Raw genomic sequence first — 19,096 nt, 5'->3', positions numbered from 1 at the left:
GATATTTCTTTGAAAAATTAAAAAACTGCCGAACGAATTCGACAGTATGTTTAATTATTTAAGTTGACGGCTTTCATCTTTAATAAGTGGTTTGTCTGGTGTAACAAAAAGCCATAAAATTGCGGCGATTACAGCCGGGATAATTAATAATTGGAAGGTCATTGTCCAACCTAGTGACGCAACTAAAGCACCTGCTAAGAACGGACTTAATAAGGCACCAATGTTACCCCATAAGTTCATCCAGCCTGATACAGTTCCTGCAAAGTTACGACCAATGTCATTGGCAGCAGCCCAACTCATACCCATTGAGATCCCCATACCACCTAATCCGAGTGACAACCAGAATATCGTAATATATAAGTTCTCAGTGTGTACTGCAAAGAAGATTGAAATTGCAAAGACGATGAAGCCTACAATCGCGATTAACCCTCTTGATACAAATCTTGATTGACCACTGCGTAAGATTTTGTCTGAAATCGCACCTGCAGATAAGATTAATATAAACATAATAAACCATGGTAATGAACTAATCGTCATATGTTTGAATTCGACGTGGTATTGTTCTGTTAAATACGTTGGTAACCAAATTAAGAATAATGAAATAACAAACTGTACTACGAAATATTGACCAGCAATTGCGTAGAAGCTCACACGACGGAAGAATTGATTCCATGGTGGTAATGATTTACTTGTTTGAACTAAATCACGATTCTCCATTATGAAGTGTTTCTCAGCTTCATTAACCATACGATGTTGTTCTGGTAAATCTTTAGCGATAATTCCCCATAAAATCGCAATGATAATTCCTACGCCACCGAAAATGTAAAACACGGCTTGCCAATTAAATGTATTTACAATCGCAATTGTAATGATTGGTGCTAATACTGGTCCAAAATATGAACCTGCTAATAACATACTAGATGCTCTACCTTTTTCATCTTTAGAGAACCAAGTAGCATTAAATACAGCATTAGATGGATACATTGGTGCTTCCCCAATACCAAATAAGAAACGCACAAGATATAATAAACCATGATGTTTAATCATACCTGTAAAAATGGTAAATGCGCTCCACCATACTAATGCGATAGTAATCATCTTACGTGGACCAAACTTTTCAGCTAACATCCCTGAAGGCACTTGCATTAATGCATAACCTAGTGAGAAGAATGAGGCTAATAAACCAAACTGTTGTTTAGTCATATGTAAATCTTCCATCATTTGAGGTGCAATATATGAAATATTCGATCTATCCATATAAGCAATGACACCTATAATAAAAAATGCTAATGCGAAAAACCAACGAACATTACTTTTCCTTTGTCTTTGTACCATATTCTCTTTTTCCTACTTCCTTTAATTTTGTTGATTCTAAATTGTGATGTCTAATATACTCACAGACTCCCTAATACGAAATAAATTATCTCCTTTTAACCCTGTCGTGATAGGGCTTCGACATTTATTTTTAAATATATTACCAGGTTTTGAAATCGTTTACAATATGTTATTACAAATTTCTTATTAAATTGAGCATTTTTCTATATGTATTCGTGTCAATTATGTTTTCAATTTAGATTTGAACTCTTCAGGAAAAAATTGTAGAATGAATTTGAAATTAAACGCTCATCATTATAAAAATAAATAAAATGATAATTCATCCACTGGAAGTGCCTTTGTTTAAGGCTGAGAGTAAAGAACGAACTTTATAATTCCTGGAACCTGATCCAGTTTGTACTGGCGTAGGAAAGTGGCGCAAAGGATATCGTAAAGTTTAGCCAAACGCTATTTCCCTACGTAGGAAATAGCGTTTTTTTATCTTTATTAAGGAGTGATGCACATTTTCATTGCTATAACCCCGTATAAAGACTTAACAATTACAGATATGCAACATTTCTTAACCATTGCTGATGGTATTGACGGTTTACTCTTTCGCACACCAATGTCTCATGAGGATTTATATCTATGTCTTAAGGATTTAATTCAACAGGGATTCCCTAAAGAAAAAATCATTATTCATAGCGACATTGATTTACTTCAACAACTACAACTCACTCGTTTACATTGTCGTGAATCGGATTCAGTCGCCTTTGATTTTAAAAAGCAACATCCTGATATTGAAGTTAGCATGTCAACGCATTCGCTACCCTCAGTTAAAGAAGCTTACAACCAACATCTTGATTATGTTTTTTATGGTCATATTTTTGCGACGCCGTCTAAACCAAATCAGCAACCAAGATCCTCTGAAGAAATTGAACATGTTTTACAAATACCTATTCCAATTTATGCCATAGGAGGTATAACTCAAGATACCATTCATAAACTTCCTCCTGGCTTTGCAGGTGTATGTGCAATTTCTTTCTTTATGAACGCATCTTTACAACAAATTGAACAGTTACGAAAGGAGTGGTTGAAAGATGCATGACGTTCTCATTATTGGTTCAGGTGTAATTGGAATGTCTATCGCTAGACAATTAAGTCAATCACAAATGGATATTGCACTTGTTGATCGTGATGTACCAGGTAAGCATGCGTCATATAAAGCTGGTGGCATGCTTGGTGCACAGAATGAATTTACTGAAGATACTGATTTATTTCGACTAGCGCTTGAATCGCGTGCCCTTTTCCCGGAACTATGTGACACCTTACAAGATGAAACAGGTATCGATATCGAGTATCAACCATCAGGTTTAATTAAAGTAGCTACACGTCCTGAAGATGTGGAGAAGTTACGTTCTCAATATCAATTCTTAAAACGTTTAGATAAAAGTGTCGTTGAATTAGCTGAACATGACTTAATTGATTTAACCAATGGTACGGTTACAGCTAGTGAGATGGCTATTTATATTCCGAACGATGGCCAAGTGAATGCCAATCACTATACGAAAGCACTTTATAAGTCATTACAACAACGTCAAGTGAAACGTTATTTTAATACTGAAGTGACAGCAATCGAGCGCCATAATGGTTATTATCAAGTGTCTACGTCAAATGACACACTCTATGCGAAGAAAGTGATTGTAGCTGGTGGCGCGTGGACATCGCAATTGTTAGAACACTATCACCTTCCTAGACATGTCGTTGGTGTTAAGGGTGAAGTGTTACTCATTGAACATGATGACCTCGATTTAGATAAGACGATCTTTATGACAAATGGTTGTTATATTGTTCCTAAACAACCTAACCGCTTCTTAGTTGGCGCAACAAGTGAGTTCGACAACTATTCAGTTGGCAATACAGAGTACGGAATTTCTTGGCTTCATCATTACGCCAATGAACGTATTCCTGAGCTAGCTCATGGCAAAGTCATTAAACAATGGTCAGGTGTTCGTCCATACACTGAAGGTGAAGTGCCAATCATGGATTGTATCGATGATGGCTTATATGTCATTTCAGGTCATTATCGCAATGGCATTTTATTATCTCCAGTCATTGGACGCGATATCGCAAATTGGCTATTTACAGGCGTTAAACTACGCAATTATGAATCATTCAATGTATCTAGGAGGCTAAATAATGAAGTGTATCATTAACGGCGATGCTTTCACATTTGATTCTGAACAATCGATTAATCAGGTGTTAGTTTCATTAGAACTCGACCCTGAACGTGTCATCGTTGAACATAATAAAACATTAATTAAACAAGATGATTATGACATTCATACTGTACGTGAAGATGATCAATTAGAATTATTAGAATTTGTTGGAGGCGGATAACATGTTTAAAATTGGAAACTTAGAATTACACTCTCGTTTGTTATTAGGTACTGGTAAATTTGAAAATGAAGACATCCAAACAGAAGCCATTAAAGCATCAGAAACAAATGTACTTACATTCGCAGTAAGACGTATGAACTTATACGACAAGAATCTACCTAACCCACTTGCGAACATTAATTTAAAAGATTTCATCACTTTTCCAAATACAGCAGGTGCGAAAACAGCTGAAGAAGCGATTCGTATTGCCGAAATCGCAAAGCATGCCGGTGTCTGTGACATGATTAAAGTTGAGGTCATTGGTGATGATGAAACATTATTACCTGACCCATTCGAAACATATGAAGCTTGTAAAGTATTATTAGACAAAGGCTATATCGTATGTCCATATATTTCAAATGACGTCGTCTTAGCCAAACGTTTAGAAGAACTAGGCGTACATGCTGTGATGCCACTTGCGTCACCAATTGGCACTGGTCGTGGCATTAACAATCAACTCAACCTAAGTTATATAATTAAGAATTCTAATGTGCCTGTGATTGTTGATGCAGGTATTGGTTCACCAAAAGACGCATGTCATGCAATGGAATTAGGGGCGGATGGCATTCTATTAAATACTGCCGTTTCAGGCGCGAAAGACCCAGTGAAGATGGCTGAAGCAATGAAATTAGGTATTCATGCCGGTCGCCTTTCTTATGAAGCTGGCCGAATCCCGGTTAAATATACTGCACAAGCATCAAGCCCTACAGAAGGTTTAGGCTTCTTATAATGCAACGTTATCATCGTCAAACACGATTTTCTCCTTTTGGTGAAAATGGCCAAGAAGCCTTAATGCATGCCAATATTTTAATCCTAGGTGCCGGTGCCTTAGGCAGTCACGTTGCTGAACAACTTGCGCGCATGGGTGCTCACCATCTAACCATTGTAGATATGGATATTGTTGAAGTGTCTAATTTGCATCGTCAAGCGTTATATACCGAGGATGATGCTCTAAATATGACACCTAAAGTACATGCCGTTAAAGAAAAAATTGCACACATTAATTCAAATGTGGATGTAACAACGTATTATCAAGAAATAGATTCAACAAATATTGAAACGCTCTTTCAAGAAGTACAACCTGACATCGTTATTGATGGCATGGATCATTTTAAAATACGTTATCTTATCAATGAAACGTGCCATAAATATCAAATACCTTGGGTTTATGGTGCCGCAGTCGGCAGTAAAGGTACCGTTTATGGTATAGATTTTGAAGGGCCTTGTCTTAAATGTTTACTCAAACAGATGCCTTCAAGTGGTGAAAGTTGTGCAATTAACGGTGTACTACCACCTGTTATTGCACAAGTCGCAAGTTACGAAGTATCCGAAGCAATCCGCTATTTATCAGGGCACGGCTTTTCAAGAAAATTAATCACACTTGATGCATTTAATATTGAGTATAAAGCAATGAATGTCGATGTGTTGAAAGATACTTCTTGTGAAGTGTGTGAACATCAAAAGTACACATTGCTTGAAACGAAACAGCAACAACAGATTGAAAGCTTATGTGACAAGACGTATTTGTTTCGATATGAATCAAGCGTATTTGATTATGCCGAGCATTTCCCAGGTGATATTGTTAAAGCAACTTCATTTGCCAAATTAATTAAAGATGGTACGTATGACATTACGTTATTCAAGGATGGACGTATGAACGTTTATGGCATAGAAGATGATGATGAAGCATATCAACTGTATCATTCTTATTTGAAAGCGTTAAAATAATAAGAGTCGTAGGTTTATACAAGCAATTCATAGTAAATTTTATTATAATGAATTTACTATGAATTTTTTATTTCACAAATAAAGCTTTCAATAAAAGGAGTTCATATTAATAAATGGAACAATTAATTACTAATTTTATTAGTCAATGGGGCTATACAGCGATATTCATTTTAATCTTATTAGAGAATGTCTTACCTGTCGTCCCTTCTGAAATCATACTTACGTTTGCTGGGTTAATGTCAGTTAAATCAGGCCTTTCGATTCCAGTCTTATTCCTTATTTCAACTATCGCCTCATTTATCGGGTTATTAATCCTATACTATGTTTGTCGTTTGATTAATGAGGAAAGTATTTATCGCTTTGTTGATAAACATGGGAAATGGTTCAAGCTTAAAGGTAAAGATGTGAAACGTGCGAATGATTGGTTTAAACGTTATGGCGCATGGGCGGTACTGCTATGTCGATTCATCCCTGTATTGCGTGTGTTAATAACAATTCCAGCTGGTATTAATAAGATGAATGTTATCACATTCGCTGTTTTATCATTACTAGGTACTACGATTTGGAACTTTGCTCTAATCTTACTAGGTCGTATGTTAAGTGGTAGTTTCGATGCCTTAATGGCTGGTTTACACACATATTCTTATATTATGTACGTCCTTATCATTCTTGCAGTACTTTACGTGCTATATAGAATTTTCTTTAAAAATAAAAACCGCGTTAAATAATTATACTGACTGTCAATAAAGTTCTCTTTATTGACAGTCATTTTATTAAAGTTCAAAAGTTAGACAATCAATTTTGTGTTTCTTAAGCATCACCATTGAAAAAGTGATGCTTTTTAAAGATAATCAATGTAAGCGGTTTTATAATTTGACCACCCTTTTCAAAAATAAACAATAATGCCACACAGGAGTGAAAAATCATATGACTCAAACGACTGAAAGTGAATTAAGAGAAAAATATTTAGACTTACTATCACAACAATTTGATAGTCCAGAGAAATTAGCGACAGAAATTATCAATTTAGAATCTATATTAGAATTACCTAAAGGTACGGAACACTTTGTCAGCGACTTACACGGCGAGTATGAATCATTCCAACATGTGTTGCGTAACGGCTCAGGAAATGTTCGAGCTAAGATTAATGACATCTATGAAGATAAATTATCTCAAAAAGAAATTGATGACTTAGCAGCACTTGTGTATTATCCAGAAGAAAAATTAAAACTCGTCAAAAATAATTTCGATTCTAAAGGTAAATTGAACGTTTGGTACATTACTACCATTGAACGCTTAATTGAATTGATTACGTATTGTTCTTCAAAATATACACGTTCCAAATTACGCAAAGCGTTACCTGAAGAATTTACATATATTGTTGAAGAATTACTCTATAAAAGTAATGAATTTAATAACAAAAAATCTTACTATGAAACACTTGTAAACCAAATTATTGAATTAGAACAATCTGATGATTTAATTATCGGTTTATCCTATAGTGTACAACGACTTGTCGTAGATCATTTACACGTTGTTGGTGATATCTATGACCGTGGACCACAACCAGATAAGATTATGGAAACACTTATCAACTATCACTCTGTCGATATCCAATGGGGTAACCATGATGTCTTATGGGTGGGTGCTTACGCAGGTTCTAAAGTATGCCTTGCTAACCTACTCCGCATCTGTGCGCGTTATGACAATCTAGATATTATCGAAGACGCTTATGGTATTAACTTACGCCCATTATTAACATTGGCTGAAGAATACTATAGTGGTGATAATCCTGCTTTTAAACCGAAGAAACGTCCTGATAAACCAGCAGCATTATCTAAATTAGAAGAGAGTCAAATTACTAAGATTCATCAAGCTATCGCAATGATTCAATTTAAACTTGAAATGCCAATTATTAAACGTCGTCCTAACTTTGAAATGGAAGATCGTTTAGTCTTGGAAAAGGTCAACTACGATACAAATGAAATCACGATTTATGGCAAAACATATCCTTTAAAAGATACATGTTTCAGTACAATTGACCCAGAAGATCCTGGAAAATTACTACCTGAGGAAGAGGATGTCATCAATAAATTATTACTTTCATTCCAGCAATCTGAGAAATTGAAACGCCACATGTCATTCTTAATGCAAAAAGGTAACTTATACTTACCGTATAATGGCAATTTACTAATTCATGGTTGTATTCCAGTAGATGAAAATGGTGAAATGGAATCATTTGAAATTGAAGACGAGCTTCATAAAGGTCGTGACTTATTAGATGTGTTTGAGAAACATGTACGTTATGCATATGACCATAAAGAATTAACAGATGATTTATCAACGGATTTAGTATGGTATTTATGGACGGGTAAATATAGTTCGCTGTTCGGTAAAAGAGCGATGACTACGTTTGAACGTTACTTTATAGAAGACAAAGCATCTCACAAAGAACCTAAAAATCCGTATTATTATTTACGTGAAGATGTAGATATGATTCGCAAGATGTTAAAAGACTTCGGATTGAATCCAGATGAAGGACGTATTATTAATGGGCATACGCCGGTTAAGGAAATTGATGGCGAGGATCCAATAAAAGCTGATGGTAAGATGTTAGTTATAGATGGCGGTTTCTCAAAAGCGTATCAGAAGACGACAGGTATTGCTGGATATACATTGTTATATAATTCATTTGGCATGCAGCTTGTTGCTCACCAACATTTTGATTCTAAAGATAAGGTGTTATCAGATGGTGCAGATGAATTATCAGTGCGTCGTGTTGTGGATGAGGAATTGCAACGTAAAAAGATAAGAGACACGAATGATGGTAAAGTCATGAAAGAACAAATCCGTATCTTGAAATTATTAATGCACGATAGATATTTGAAGTAGTTCTTTAAGTGCGATTATAGATAGATAATCACTCACTTAAGTTGCTTCGCGTTCCTGGGGTGCCGTCTCTAAAGCAGCTCTTAGATGGATAATATTCTTTTGTTGCGACGCTTTCCTGTGGGAAAGGTTCGTGCCTGTAGTCCTCTAAAGAAATTCTTAGATGAACATTTACTCATTCTGTTGTGATGCTTGCCTAGGGGGCTGGGTCGAGCCGCAGTCTTGTAAAATAGTTCTTAGATAGATAAATACTCACATAAGTTGCTTCGCGTTCCTGGGGTGCCGTCTCTAAAGCAGCTCTTAGATGGATAATATTCTTTTGTTGCGACGCTTTCCTGTGGGAAAGGCTCGTGCCTGTAGTCCTCTAAAGAAATTCTTAGATGAACATTTACTCATTCTGTTGTGATGCTTGCCTAGGGGGCTGGGTCGAGCCGCGGTCTCGACACTCATCCTATTCCCTCAGGCGTCACACAACGTCATTCGTAGTTCATGTCTAGAATTTCTTACTTTAGTGTTTACACACTTAAGTTCCTTTATACATTTTAGAACTATATATTTAAAACGAATGGTTAGGAGATCCGTGCCATTCGTTTATTTTTTATACTAAAAAAACGATAGGGTTACCTACCGTTCTTATAATTAATATATGTCATTAATGAATGCCTTCTAACAAAGTAATGTCATTTAATACACATCTTTTAAGATGCCGTATACGCCATGTTCATATTGTGGTATAGGTTTAGTACTTTTATTAAATGACACGACATTACTATCATCAACATGATAAATAATCATGTCATTATCGGTAATGTTATCGTATTCTTCAGCTGAAATTTCAATAATATTTTTATTTGCGATAGTATTGTCGAACCATCTTGGGCTATGATTTTCATCAAATAAAATATGGTTACGTAATGGGCCATTTAAGTTATTACGTGCTTGGTCATCTGTGAATGACACTGGCATCATACTGACATTGTTCAAACCAAATTCTGGTACTAATTCATTAAAGGCTAAACTATTAAATATAAATGATTTGGTCATTAAGAGACATTTATTATAGCGTATTAAATCTGCGTAAATACGATCACTGCTTGATAATAAATTACCTTTAAATACTTCAAAGCCAAGTTCTTCTGCTTTATCCGATGTATTCTCAAATAAATTAAACACCATAATTGGAATATCATGTTCGCGTAATTTCGTTCCTAAATGAAATGAGAATTCACTTTCTCCTACAATAATCACACCTGGTGGTTCGGTACTTGCTATGCCAAATAACTTACTCAACGGTGTAAAGCTAAAGCCATAAATAACTACAGTAATAAATACTAGGCCGAAAGTAACGGGTGTGATGTAACTTGCCATTTTAACGTGGTCATCTAAGAATAATCCTCCGAAAAATTGGGCTACTGTTAGAACAACAATACCTCTTGGTGCCATCATTGCCACGATAGCACGTTCTCTTTTCGTAATTTCTGTACCTATTGTTGATAATAAAACAGAAATTGGACGTACCAATACGATCATTGCGATGGCAAAGATTACTAATTGCCATGATAAGACATCCATCAATACAGATGACGTCAATGATGACGTAATTAAAATGAACACGGTAGAAACAAGAATGGATGATGCATTTTCAATGAAATGATCAGATTCTTTATAAATTAAATCATGACGTTTATAGCGCGCCATCATTAAGCCGAAAATAGTTACAGCTAATAATCCAGATTCTTGTAATATTTGGTCACAAATACTAAATACCAACAAGATAAAGACTAATTGAATCGATGGCATTAAATTTTGCGGGATAAAGTCGCGTTGAATCAAACCGTTGAAAATGAATGATGCCCCAAATCCGATAACGGCTGTTGCGATGATTTTCAAAATAAAGAGTAGGATGACTTCGAAACCGATACCCTGTTCAATAATTTGATAAATATAAAATGCGGTTAATGCAAGAATGGGTCCAATTGGGTCTAAAATAATACTTTCCCAACGAAGAATCGAATCCACGCTCTTCCGCACTTTCGCTTGTTTCAAGAGTGGTTGAATTACCGTTGGTCCTGTAATTAAGAAGAGACCACCCATCACAATTGACACTGCTATTGGAAAATCTAAAATCTTATGTAATGCAATGGCACCTAGTACCCATGCGATAGCTGCGCCTATAGTAATAATACGAATCACTGCTTTAGATATCCCTTTTAATTCACGAAAATCTAAGTTACTGCTACCTTCAAAAAGAATAACTGCCACAGCTAATGAAACGATAGGACTAAATACTTCCGAACCTAATGTATCTTGTGGATTGACCAATCCAAGTATGGGCCCTATTAATAAACCAACAATTGACATGACGACAATCGATGGCCATTTAATTTGTGTCGCTAACCATTGACTGAATATGCCTAATGCTAAAAACAGGACAATGATTAACATGACAGGTAAATCTATAGACATACCTACACCTTCCTCAACTAATTTCAAGTTTTTTATAATACTGTGTAATACTATCAAACTTTGTTTAAGTCTGCATTACTATTCTTTAATCATTCTGTTAATGACCACTTCGGACACACAATGTTCACTTCGAGTAAACTTTCCTATTTATTTCTGGTCTAGTTTCGTCTAAAATAGATAATTGCGTTTTACATAAAGATATTTATTAATTGAAAGGGTTTTTTATCGTGCGTCTTTTTAAGGAAGCCATTATGGTTGCGTTCGCGTTCGTCGGTGTTGTAGTGGGTGCTGGCTTTGCGACTGGACAAGAAATTTTCCAATTTTTCACTAGTAATGGAAGTTACAGTGTTCCTGGTATTATAATAACTGGAACCATTGTCACATTAGGTGGGATATTTGTTTTAAATACAGGCTTTACTTTAAAGTCTCATAATCATTCTGAGTCAATTCATTATTATTTACATCCAATTATCGCACGTATCTTTGATATTATTTTGACTATTTTTCTATTTTCATTAGCGATCATTATGACAGCTGGTGGTGCTTCTACCATTCGAGAAAGTTTCGGTCTACCATATTGGTTAAGTTCATTACTACTCGTTCTTTTAATCTTAGTCACTTTATTTTTAAAGTTTGATCGTTTAATTACTGTATTAGGGATGGTTACACCTTTTTTAGTTATTGTAGTTACGATTATTGCTATTTATTATTTTTCAGTTGGAGATTTGAATTTTTCGGCTGCCAATCATTTTGCTGAACTTCGTCATACGCTATCTTTAGGATGGTGGTTTGACGGTTTAAATTATGCTAGTTTACAAATTGCAGCTGCTTTTAGCTTTTTAAGTGTTATGGGCGGTCGTTTGAAGCAGCGTCAGTCAGCGTTGTGGGGCGGTTTATTAGGCGGTATCATTATTACCTTTTTATTATTAATGATTAATTTAGGCTTAGTAACGGAGTTCAATCATATTAAATCTGTGGCGTTACCTACATTATTATTGGCTCATCAAATTTCACCCATATTAGGCACGATGATGTCGATAATTATGATTCTAGTAATTTATAATACGATTGTTGGTTTAATGTATGCCTTCGCATCACGATTTACAGCGCCCTTTTCCAAAGGTTACTTTATACTCATTGTCGTGATGGCTTTAATTACATTTATATGTACATTTATTGGTTTCATTTCTTTAATCGGAAAAGTCTTCCCAATTATGGGATTATTTGGATTCATACTCCTTATCCCAATTTTATATCAAGGCTTTAAGCATATTACTTCACTTAAATAATACACTCGATTTGTATTTATTATAAAAAAACAATTCATCGTAATGGAACTTGAAGTTATGAGATAAATGACCTCAAGTTTCTTTTTATATACATTTCCAAATAACCGTTGTCACTATTTTATTTCGATTTCGATGTAATTTCAGTGATAAATAAAAGTGCACCAGTTTACACTTCTGTGGACTGTGCACTTAATTTTTTGAACGCTTGTTGAATTGTAGTGAGTTCTTCGTCTGTTAATACTGAGAAAGCTTGTTCTAATGTTGCAGCGTGTTGTGGAAATATCTCTGCCATAAATGCTTGTCCTTTGTCAGTTAATGTGGCATTAAATACACGCTTATCACTTGGATCTTTAGCTCGAATAATCCACCCTTTTTCCTCTAATTGACTCACAACATATGAAATACTGCTACTCGCAATAAGTACCCTATCCCTAATACGTTGTATAGGTTGTGGACCTTTACTATAAAGTAGTTCTAACACTGCAAACTCAGTGACATTGAGTCCATAATTTTTCACATCTTGTTGTACTATCTTTTCTAAAGTATCTAGGGATCGATTTAAACCAACAAATGCTTTTAATGAATGTGTCGTTCTATCCATTTTTCCACCTCCTCTTCATTTATTTCGATTTCGAAACAAATGGTATAGACCTTTAATTTTAAAGTCAAAACTTTAGTTTGTTAGTAGTATTTTACTATGTTTTTACCATTTTGTGAGATGCTTTTTTCTTTGATTTAACTTTTCCTAAAAATTAAAAATAAGCATACATCAATTAGGTTAAGGGAATACATATCTTGGAGGTGTCTCATATGACCAATCAATTATTTATTAACAATGAATTCGTAGAAAGTAAATCCAATGACACAATGGACGTTATCAATCCAGCCACTGGTGAAACATTTGATACTATTACTTTCGCAACAGAGGATGAAGTTAACGAGGCAATCGAAAAATCTAAACATGCACAACTTGAATGGGAACAAGTACCTGCGCCTACACGTGCAGAGCATGTAAAATTATTAATCCCTTTATTGGAGAAAAATAAAGACGAACTAGCTCAATTGTATGTTAAAGAACAAGGTAAAACGTTAGCACAAGCTGAAGGTGAAATCGACAAAGCTGTGCAATTTATCGACTATATGACAAGTCTAAGTATGCATAATAAAGGTGAAGTTCTACAAAATAGTGTAGCCAACGAAACGATTCAATTAACGAAAAAACCAATTGGTGTAACTGCGGGCATCGTGCCTTGGAATGCACCAATTATGGTCTTAATGCGTAAAGTGATTCCAGCGTTGGTAACAGGCTGTTCAGTTGTCATTAAACCAAGTGAAGAAACAACTCTATTAACATTAAAATTAGCTGAACTATTCCGTGCTTCAACGATTCCAGCTGGTTTAGTTCAAATTGTGCCAGGTACTGGCGAAACAGTTGGCACACAATTAGTCACACACAAAGATATTCAACTCGTATCTTTAACAGGAAGTATGCGTGCCGGTAAAGCGGTTTATAAGAATGCTGCGGATACTGTAAAAAAAGTTAACCTTGAATTAGGAGGCAACGCACCTGTCTTAGTGACACCACATGCGAATGTAGATAAAGCAGTGGATTATATTGTAACAGCTCGTATTAATAATGCTGGCCAAGTCTGCACTTGTCCAGAACGAATCTTTGTTCATGAAGATGTGCATAATGAATTTTTAAATAAAGCGAAACAACGTATGAGTGCGTTACACGTTGGTGATCCATTTGATGAAAAAACGGATTATGGTGCCATCATCAATCAAACTCAATTAGACAGTATTGATGACAAAGTTCAAGAAGCGATTAAAAATGGTGCTGACTTAGTCTTAGGTGGTCATAAATTAGACCGTGATGGTTTCTTCTATGAGCCTACGATTTTAGATCATGTTAAAAAAGACGATAGTGCCTTTAAAGAAGAAATCTTTGGCCCTGTATTAGCAATTACAACTTATCGTGATTTCGATGAAGCTATTGAAGCAGCAAATGACACAAATGCTGGTTTATCTTCTTATATCTTTTCAGAGAATTTAAAAGAAGTGATGGATGCAACAGAACGCTTGAAGTTCGGTGAAGTTTACGCTAACTGTGAAGCTGAAGAAGTGGTGAACGGCTATCATGCAGGTTGGAGAGAATCTGGACTTGGTGGTGCAGACGGTATCCATGGTTTAGAAGAATATTATAATACGACGGTAAGCTATATTAGATATGAATAATCGTCACTAAAAACCCCCAATTCCTATTGAAAGGAATTGGGGATTTTATTAGTTATTGATTCAACGCTTTGTCTAATGCTTTAACATTTTTCTTCATAATAGATTGGAATGTTAATGAATCATCATTAGCTTGTGATTTAGACAATACCGATAAGTTGTTGAAGCTAACAGGTTCTGCTTTAGTTTCATCACGAATCACGTTTGTAATCTTAGAAGTGATATTTTGTTCATATAAAATATATGGTTGATGTGTTTGGTTAATTTGTTTAATAAGTGCCAGAATATCTTTTTGACTTGGCTCTTCGTTATTCATACCACTGACACCTTCTTGTTTAAAGTGATAACGTTGTGCTAAATAGCCTAATGAATCATGTGAAATAATCACTTTATCTCTTTTCGGATGCTTAGTAATATGTTTCAATTCTTGGTCTATAGTGCTTAAATCTTTATTTAACTTTTTATAATTATGTTCATAATATATTTTGTGTTTGGGGTCTCTTTTAATGAGATCATTTTTTATTTTTAACGCAAATTGTTTATCTAATACAGGGTCTAGCCATACGTGTGGGTCATGACTACCTTCTTCCTCATGATGTTCATGCTCGTGTTCATCATGGTCGTCATCTTCTTTCAACAAATCTTTATGATTTAATCCGCTAGCTACTGCTAATTTCATATTATTATTATTCATTGATTGTGTGATTTTTTTAGCGACAGGGTCTAAATCGTCACTTGAATAAATAAACAAATCGCTTTTCGCAATATTAATCATATCTCTTTGCGTTGGTTCATATGTATGCATATCAGCTCCTGGAGGATAAATAGTATCAACATTCACATATTTACCGCCTATTTGTTGAGTAAAGCTTTTAAATGCAAATACAGTTGTATAAATATTAATCTTATTTTTGGTCGAGACATGTTCTTTTTGCTTATGTGTATACTGTTCTGTGCTACATGCTGACAGTGTAATACTCAAGACCATGACTAATATGACTAACCCAATTCGTTTCACACAGAACCCTCCAAAGCGTAATTATTTCGTTCTCAACTATATCTTTAATAATGCAAAAAATCAATATTCATGATTATATCATTTCTATAATAATTGCATACTAAATATAATTTATAGAATGTTTTAAATGTCTTAAAAAGTGAAATATACTACTATGACATTATTAGAGGAGTGACGTTAAATGGCTGAAGAAATTAAACAAGGTACAAACAAATTTTATGTTGGTGAAGATGAAAATAATGCACAAGCAGTGATTACTTTTAAACAAGTCGACAATAATGAAATTGATATTGATCACACAGGTGTCGCAGATGAGTTAGGTGGTCAAGGCTTAGGTAAAAAATTAGTTGAAGCTGTTGTTAACCATGCGCGTGAAAATAATTTAAAAATTATCGCATCTTGCCCGTTCGCAAAAGATGTTTTAGAAAAAAATGATGACTATCAAGATGTCTATTTAGGTTAATCTTTTTAATAACAATTAATTTAAGTTTATTTAGAAATTAGCATATGTAACAATTAATATAGCTTTTAGATTTACAATAGGACTTTTATGTTAGTCTTATTGATTAAGTCTAAAAGCTTTTTTAGTGCTTTTATCAATCACAAACAACTATCTTGCTAATTAGCAAAATAAGTAGTATATTTATTATACTTAATATAAATAATAGATAATGATGAGTATCTCATCTTAGGAGGCACGTATATACATGAATTCATTTCATACAACTGAAGCAACTCAAGTTACTAATATTACTCTAAATGTCGAAGATTTAACTAAAATGACAAATTTCTATACAAACATTCTTGGATTTTCAATTAAAGAACAAAATGATCATCAAGTCATCTTTAATGTGGGCGCGCATGGTCACACATTAACATTACGTTATTTAAAAGATGGACGTCATCCTGGTTTCCGCGAAGCAGGCTTATTCCACATTGCATATCTACTACCTACACGCACTGATTTAGCGAACTTCTTATTTCATGCAAGTCGCTTGAATGTGCCAGTTGGAGGCGGTGACCATTTAGTAAGTGAAGCTTTATACTTTAATGATCCTGAAGGTAATGGTATCGAAGTATATCAAGACCGTCCTTCTGAAGAATGGCAATGGGATGGTAATTTCGTCAAAATGGACACTTTAGCTGTAGATGCAGATGATTTAATCGCACAACGAACTGAAGACGGTTGGTCAGGATGGCCAGCTGATGGTAAAATCGGACATTTACATCTTAAAACAAATGATATCGGTCAAGCCCGTAATTTCTATATTGACCAAATTGGATTAGAACATATTTCTAATTTCCCTCAAGCATTGTTCATGTCAACTCAGAAATACCATCACCATATTGCGACAAATGTGTGGCAATCAAATCAAGTTAGAACAGATAATGAGAACACTTATGGCTTAGTTCACTTTGATATATATAAACCAAACGCTAAAGAAGAAAATATCACATCACCTGAAGGCTTTGACATTACGATTCATAGTGATACAAGCGTAGTTCCAGGATAATCACAAAAACAGGGTAGCCCTCAACGGCTACCCTGTTTATTTATTTTCCACGCATAAAGTTTACTTCTGTAGTTACTTGTTGACGTATTCTTTCTTGATCCTCTCTAATCCATCCAGGTATTAAAAATGCATCAATCACTACCCAAATAAATGTTGGAATACCCAATGTAAACCAAACTGTAATTAATGAGACTAATAATAAAGCAATTGCAGATCCTGTTTTACCCATATAAAATCGATGAGCACCAAAACCTCCCAAAAAGAACCAAAATAAATATGCAATATTTGTTTTTCTAGATTGATTTACAACTTGTTGTTCGACATAAGCTTTTTCTTCTAAATTCATAATTATACCTCACTAATAAATTTGAAAATAGTTTACCACTCTAAATTAAACAAACAAGTTATAAAATACATATTTTATCTTTATAAATAGTCGTCATAAATCTATATTAAAATAACTACAATAATATTAATATTTTATATAAAAGAACAGAGTTTACAATTTTATAAAGAAAAAAGCAGGACGTTTGAAACGCCCTGCCAACAATATATCTAACTCTATTAATATAATCCTTTAGTTTCATTGCTTGTATCGATAAAGATATTTTTAACTTGTTGATAGTTTTTAATCGCATCTTTATAAATTTCACGACCGATACCAGATTTTTTATATCCGCCAAATGGTGCACCAGCTGGGAATTGGTTGTAAGTGTTAATCCAAATACGTCCAGTTCTCATTGCTTTAGCAACATTTAATGCACGGTTGATATTAGTAGTAAAGATACCACCAGCTAAGCCGTATTCTGAGTCATTCGCAATTTTGATTGCTTCAGCTTCATCTTCAAATTTTTCAACGACAACGACTGGTCCGAAGATTTCTTCTTGAGCTAATTGGTGACTATTATCTTTAATTTCAACAATAGTAGGTTCGAAGAAGTAACCTTTGTCACGGCCGTTATCTGTTAAACGATGTCCACCTGTTAAGATGTTCGCACTGCTATCTTGTTCTGCAATTTTTACGTAGCTTTCAATTTTTTCAAGTTGTTCTGGACCTGTTTGTGCACTCATTTTAACGTCTTCGTCAAATGGGTCACCGACTTTAATATTTTCAAAAGCTTCTTTTAATTTAGGCATTACTTTATCGTAAATTGAAGATTGTACTAATAAACGTGAACCTGCACTACATACTTCACCTTGGTTGAATAAGATACCTAATTGCGCACCTTCAATAACTTGGTCTAGGTTTGCATCGTCAAAGATAATATTCGCACTTTTACCACCAAGTTCTAATGTCGTTGGTACGATACGTTCAGCACCTGCTTTTGCAACGCCATAACCAACGTCTGTTGATCCTGTGAATGATAATTTATTGACACCTTCGTGATTGAAGATTGCATCACCAGATTCAGAACCTTTACCAGTTAATACATTGACGACACCTTTTGGTAATACGTCTTGGAAAATCTTCGCAAGTTCGATTAATGATAATGGTGTAGAAGATGATGGTTGAATAACTACTGTATTACCTGCAGCTAATGCTGGTGCTAATTTCCAAGATGCTAATAGGATTGGGAAGTTCCATGCTACTACAGCACCGACAACACCGACTGGTTCATTAACAACTAAACTCATTGTATTTTCATCAATTTCATTGACTGAACCTTCGTCTGTTGTTAATACACTAGCGAAATATTTAAATTGATTTGCTGTTAATGGCACATCAATTGTAGATGTTTCTCGATATGGTTTACCATTTTGTAATGATTCAATCGTCGCGAAGTGTTCCACTTTCTCATGGATACGACGACTAATTTCTAATAAATAATCCGCACGTTCTTCTTTAGATGTCTTACTCCAACTGTCAAAAGCCTCTTGTGCAGCTTGTACTGCTTTATCAACATCAGATTTACTTGCTTTGGCTACTTTAGCTAAATCTTCACCATTTGCTGGGTTAGTTACAGTTAATGTGTCTCCACTTTCACTTGCTTGAAATTCACCGTTGATGAATAAACCGTATTGTTCCTCAATAAAATCTCTAACGTTTACTTTTGCCATTGTTCATCACCCTTTATATCAATTTATGAAAAACTATGTGCGCATCATATTTATGTTCATAATTAAATGTAAGCGCTTGCTTAATGCTATTGTCATTCTACCCTATTTAGATTTATAAATACACTATCTTGCTTGTATTTAATTTT

At 34.7% G+C, this 19,096-nt stretch carries 17 protein-coding genes and 1 riboswitch; of the genes, 11 read left to right on the top strand and 6 right to left on the bottom strand.

Annotated elements, in window-relative coordinates; translation table 11 throughout:
* Positions 1–54: 54 nt before the first annotated feature.
* Positions 55–1,335, bottom strand: a complete 1,281-nt coding sequence (locus HYI43_02640; GenBank protein UDI77499.1) for an MFS transporter — start codon at positions 1,333–1,335, stop codon at positions 55–57.
* A 318-nt stretch (positions 1,336–1,653) separates the two neighbouring features.
* Positions 1,654–1,763, top strand: a riboswitch (TPP riboswitch).
* A 68-nt stretch (positions 1,764–1,831) separates the two neighbouring features.
* Between HYI43_02640 and HYI43_02635 the strand changes: the two genes are divergently transcribed.
* The 7 genes from HYI43_02635 (at position 1,832) to HYI43_02605 (ending at position 8,373) form a co-directional block, all read left to right on the top strand.
* A complete protein-coding gene (locus HYI43_02635; GenBank protein UDI77498.1) occupies positions 1,832–2,422 on the top strand; it encodes a thiamine phosphate synthase in 591 nt (196 codons plus the stop codon).
* Positions 2,415–3,530, top strand: coding sequence for a glycine oxidase ThiO (thiO, locus tag HYI43_02630; protein UDI77497.1), 1,116 nt, complete (start codon positions 2,415–2,417; stop codon positions 3,528–3,530). The genes HYI43_02635 and thiO overlap by 8 nt, the downstream gene beginning before the upstream one ends.
* Positions 3,514–3,714, top strand: coding sequence for a sulfur carrier protein ThiS (gene thiS, locus HYI43_02625; protein UDI77496.1), 201 nt, complete (start codon positions 3,514–3,516; stop codon positions 3,712–3,714). Before thiO ends, thiS begins: the two co-directional genes overlap by 17 nt.
* 1 nt (position 3,715) lies before the next feature.
* Positions 3,716–4,483 (top strand): thiazole synthase, encoded by a 768-nt coding sequence (locus HYI43_02620; protein ID UDI77495.1) that lies wholly within the window; start codon positions 3,716–3,718, stop codon positions 4,481–4,483.
* Positions 4,483–5,481, top strand: coding sequence for a ThiF family adenylyltransferase (locus HYI43_02615; GenBank protein UDI77494.1), 999 nt, complete (start codon positions 4,483–4,485; stop codon positions 5,479–5,481). Before HYI43_02620 ends, HYI43_02615 begins: the two co-directional genes overlap by 1 nt.
* 113 nt (positions 5,482–5,594) lie before the next feature.
* Positions 5,595–6,209, top strand: a complete 615-nt coding sequence (locus tag HYI43_02610; protein ID UDI77493.1) for a DedA family protein — start codon at positions 5,595–5,597, stop codon at positions 6,207–6,209.
* A gap of 199 nt (positions 6,210–6,408) precedes the next feature.
* The gene (locus HYI43_02605; protein UDI77492.1) at positions 6,409–8,373 is read left to right on the top strand and encodes a fructose-1,6-bisphosphatase; all 1,965 of its coding nucleotides are present in this window, start codon (positions 6,409–6,411) and stop codon (positions 8,371–8,373) included.
* A 681-nt stretch (positions 8,374–9,054) separates the two neighbouring features.
* Here the strand turns inward: HYI43_02605 and HYI43_02600 are convergent.
* Positions 9,055–10,836 (bottom strand): sodium:proton antiporter, encoded by a 1,782-nt coding sequence (locus HYI43_02600; GenBank protein UDI79257.1) that lies wholly within the window; start codon positions 10,834–10,836, stop codon positions 9,055–9,057.
* 227 nt (positions 10,837–11,063) lie between these two features.
* Between HYI43_02600 and HYI43_02595 the strand changes: the two genes are divergently transcribed.
* The gene (locus HYI43_02595) at positions 11,064–12,125 is read left to right on the top strand and encodes a hypothetical protein (protein ID UDI77491.1); all 1,062 of its coding nucleotides are present in this window, start codon (positions 11,064–11,066) and stop codon (positions 12,123–12,125) included.
* Positions 12,126–12,291: 166 nt separating this feature from the next.
* Here HYI43_02595 and HYI43_02590 read toward each other — a convergent pair whose 3' ends face one another.
* Positions 12,292–12,726 (bottom strand): MarR family transcriptional regulator, encoded by a 435-nt coding sequence (locus HYI43_02590; protein UDI77490.1) that lies wholly within the window; start codon positions 12,724–12,726, stop codon positions 12,292–12,294.
* 209 nt (positions 12,727–12,935) lie between these two features.
* Here HYI43_02590 and aldA point away from each other — a divergent pair, with 209 nt between their 5' ends.
* Positions 12,936–14,363, top strand: a complete 1,428-nt coding sequence (gene aldA / locus HYI43_02585; protein ID UDI77489.1) for an aldehyde dehydrogenase — start codon at positions 12,936–12,938, stop codon at positions 14,361–14,363.
* A gap of 52 nt (positions 14,364–14,415) precedes the next feature.
* Here the strand turns inward: aldA and HYI43_02580 are convergent, their stop codons facing one another.
* Positions 14,416–15,378: a zinc ABC transporter substrate-binding protein gene (locus tag HYI43_02580; GenBank protein UDI77488.1), complete on the bottom strand. Its 963-nt coding sequence runs from the start codon at positions 15,376–15,378 to the stop codon at positions 14,416–14,418.
* 181 nt (positions 15,379–15,559) lie between these two features.
* Between HYI43_02580 and HYI43_02575 the strand changes: the two genes are divergently transcribed.
* A complete protein-coding gene (locus HYI43_02575; GenBank protein ID UDI77487.1) occupies positions 15,560–15,841 on the top strand; it encodes an N-acetyltransferase in 282 nt (93 codons plus the stop codon).
* Positions 15,842–16,085: 244 nt separating this feature from the next.
* A complete protein-coding gene (locus HYI43_02570; GenBank protein ID UDI77486.1) occupies positions 16,086–16,892 on the top strand; it encodes a VOC family protein in 807 nt (268 codons plus the stop codon).
* A gap of 40 nt (positions 16,893–16,932) precedes the next feature.
* On the opposite strand, the gene HYI43_02565 is transcribed toward HYI43_02570, so the two are convergent.
* Together HYI43_02565 and HYI43_02560 are read right to left on the bottom strand one after the other, a co-directional pair.
* Complete coding sequence (locus HYI43_02565; protein ID UDI77485.1) at positions 16,933–17,238, bottom strand: TM2 domain-containing protein; 306 nt, start codon at positions 17,236–17,238, stop codon at positions 16,933–16,935.
* 218 nt (positions 17,239–17,456) lie between these two features.
* Positions 17,457–18,950 (bottom strand): aldehyde dehydrogenase family protein, encoded by a 1,494-nt coding sequence (locus HYI43_02560; GenBank protein ID UDI77484.1) that lies wholly within the window; start codon positions 18,948–18,950, stop codon positions 17,457–17,459.
* Positions 18,951–19,096: the final 146 nt, after the last annotated feature.

It is taken from the genome of Staphylococcus taiwanensis, assembly GCA_020544305.1.
In the GTDB taxonomy this organism is placed as follows: domain Bacteria; phylum Bacillota; class Bacilli; order Staphylococcales; family Staphylococcaceae; genus Staphylococcus; species Staphylococcus taiwanensis.
This window is presented reverse-complemented; position numbering and strand designations above follow the sequence as displayed.

Bases quoted from the DNA above. Each gene is read 5' to 3' on its own strand.
- HYI43_02640 (UDI77499.1), bottom strand. From the start codon at position 1,335: ATGGTACAAAGACAAAGGAAAAGTAATGTTCGTTGGTTTTTCGCATTA.
- HYI43_02635 (UDI77498.1), top strand. From the start codon at position 1,832: ATGCACATTTTCATTGCTATAACCCCGTATAAAGACTTAACAATTACA.
- thiO (UDI77497.1), top strand. From the start codon at position 2,415: ATGCATGACGTTCTCATTATTGGTTCAGGTGTAATTGGAATGTCTATC.
- thiS (UDI77496.1), top strand. From the start codon at position 3,514: ATGAAGTGTATCATTAACGGCGATGCTTTCACATTTGATTCTGAACAA.
- HYI43_02620 (UDI77495.1), top strand. From the start codon at position 3,716: ATGTTTAAAATTGGAAACTTAGAATTACACTCTCGTTTGTTATTAGGT.
- HYI43_02615 (UDI77494.1), top strand. From the start codon at position 4,483: ATGCAACGTTATCATCGTCAAACACGATTTTCTCCTTTTGGTGAAAAT.
- HYI43_02610 (UDI77493.1), top strand. From the start codon at position 5,595: ATGGAACAATTAATTACTAATTTTATTAGTCAATGGGGCTATACAGCG.
- HYI43_02605 (UDI77492.1), top strand. From the start codon at position 6,409: ATGACTCAAACGACTGAAAGTGAATTAAGAGAAAAATATTTAGACTTA.
- HYI43_02600 (UDI79257.1), bottom strand. From the start codon at position 10,836: ATGTCTATAGATTTACCTGTCATGTTAATCATTGTCCTGTTTTTAGCA.
- HYI43_02590 (UDI77490.1), bottom strand. From the start codon at position 12,726: ATGGATAGAACGACACATTCATTAAAAGCATTTGTTGGTTTAAATCGA.
- aldA (UDI77489.1), top strand. From the start codon at position 12,936: ATGACCAATCAATTATTTATTAACAATGAATTCGTAGAAAGTAAATCC.
- HYI43_02575 (UDI77487.1), top strand. From the start codon at position 15,560: ATGGCTGAAGAAATTAAACAAGGTACAAACAAATTTTATGTTGGTGAA.
- HYI43_02570 (UDI77486.1), top strand. From the start codon at position 16,086: ATGAATTCATTTCATACAACTGAAGCAACTCAAGTTACTAATATTACT.
- HYI43_02565 (UDI77485.1), bottom strand. From the start codon at position 17,238: ATGAATTTAGAAGAAAAAGCTTATGTCGAACAACAAGTTGTAAATCAA.
- HYI43_02560 (UDI77484.1), bottom strand. From the start codon at position 18,950: ATGGCAAAAGTAAACGTTAGAGATTTTATTGAGGAACAATACGGTTTA.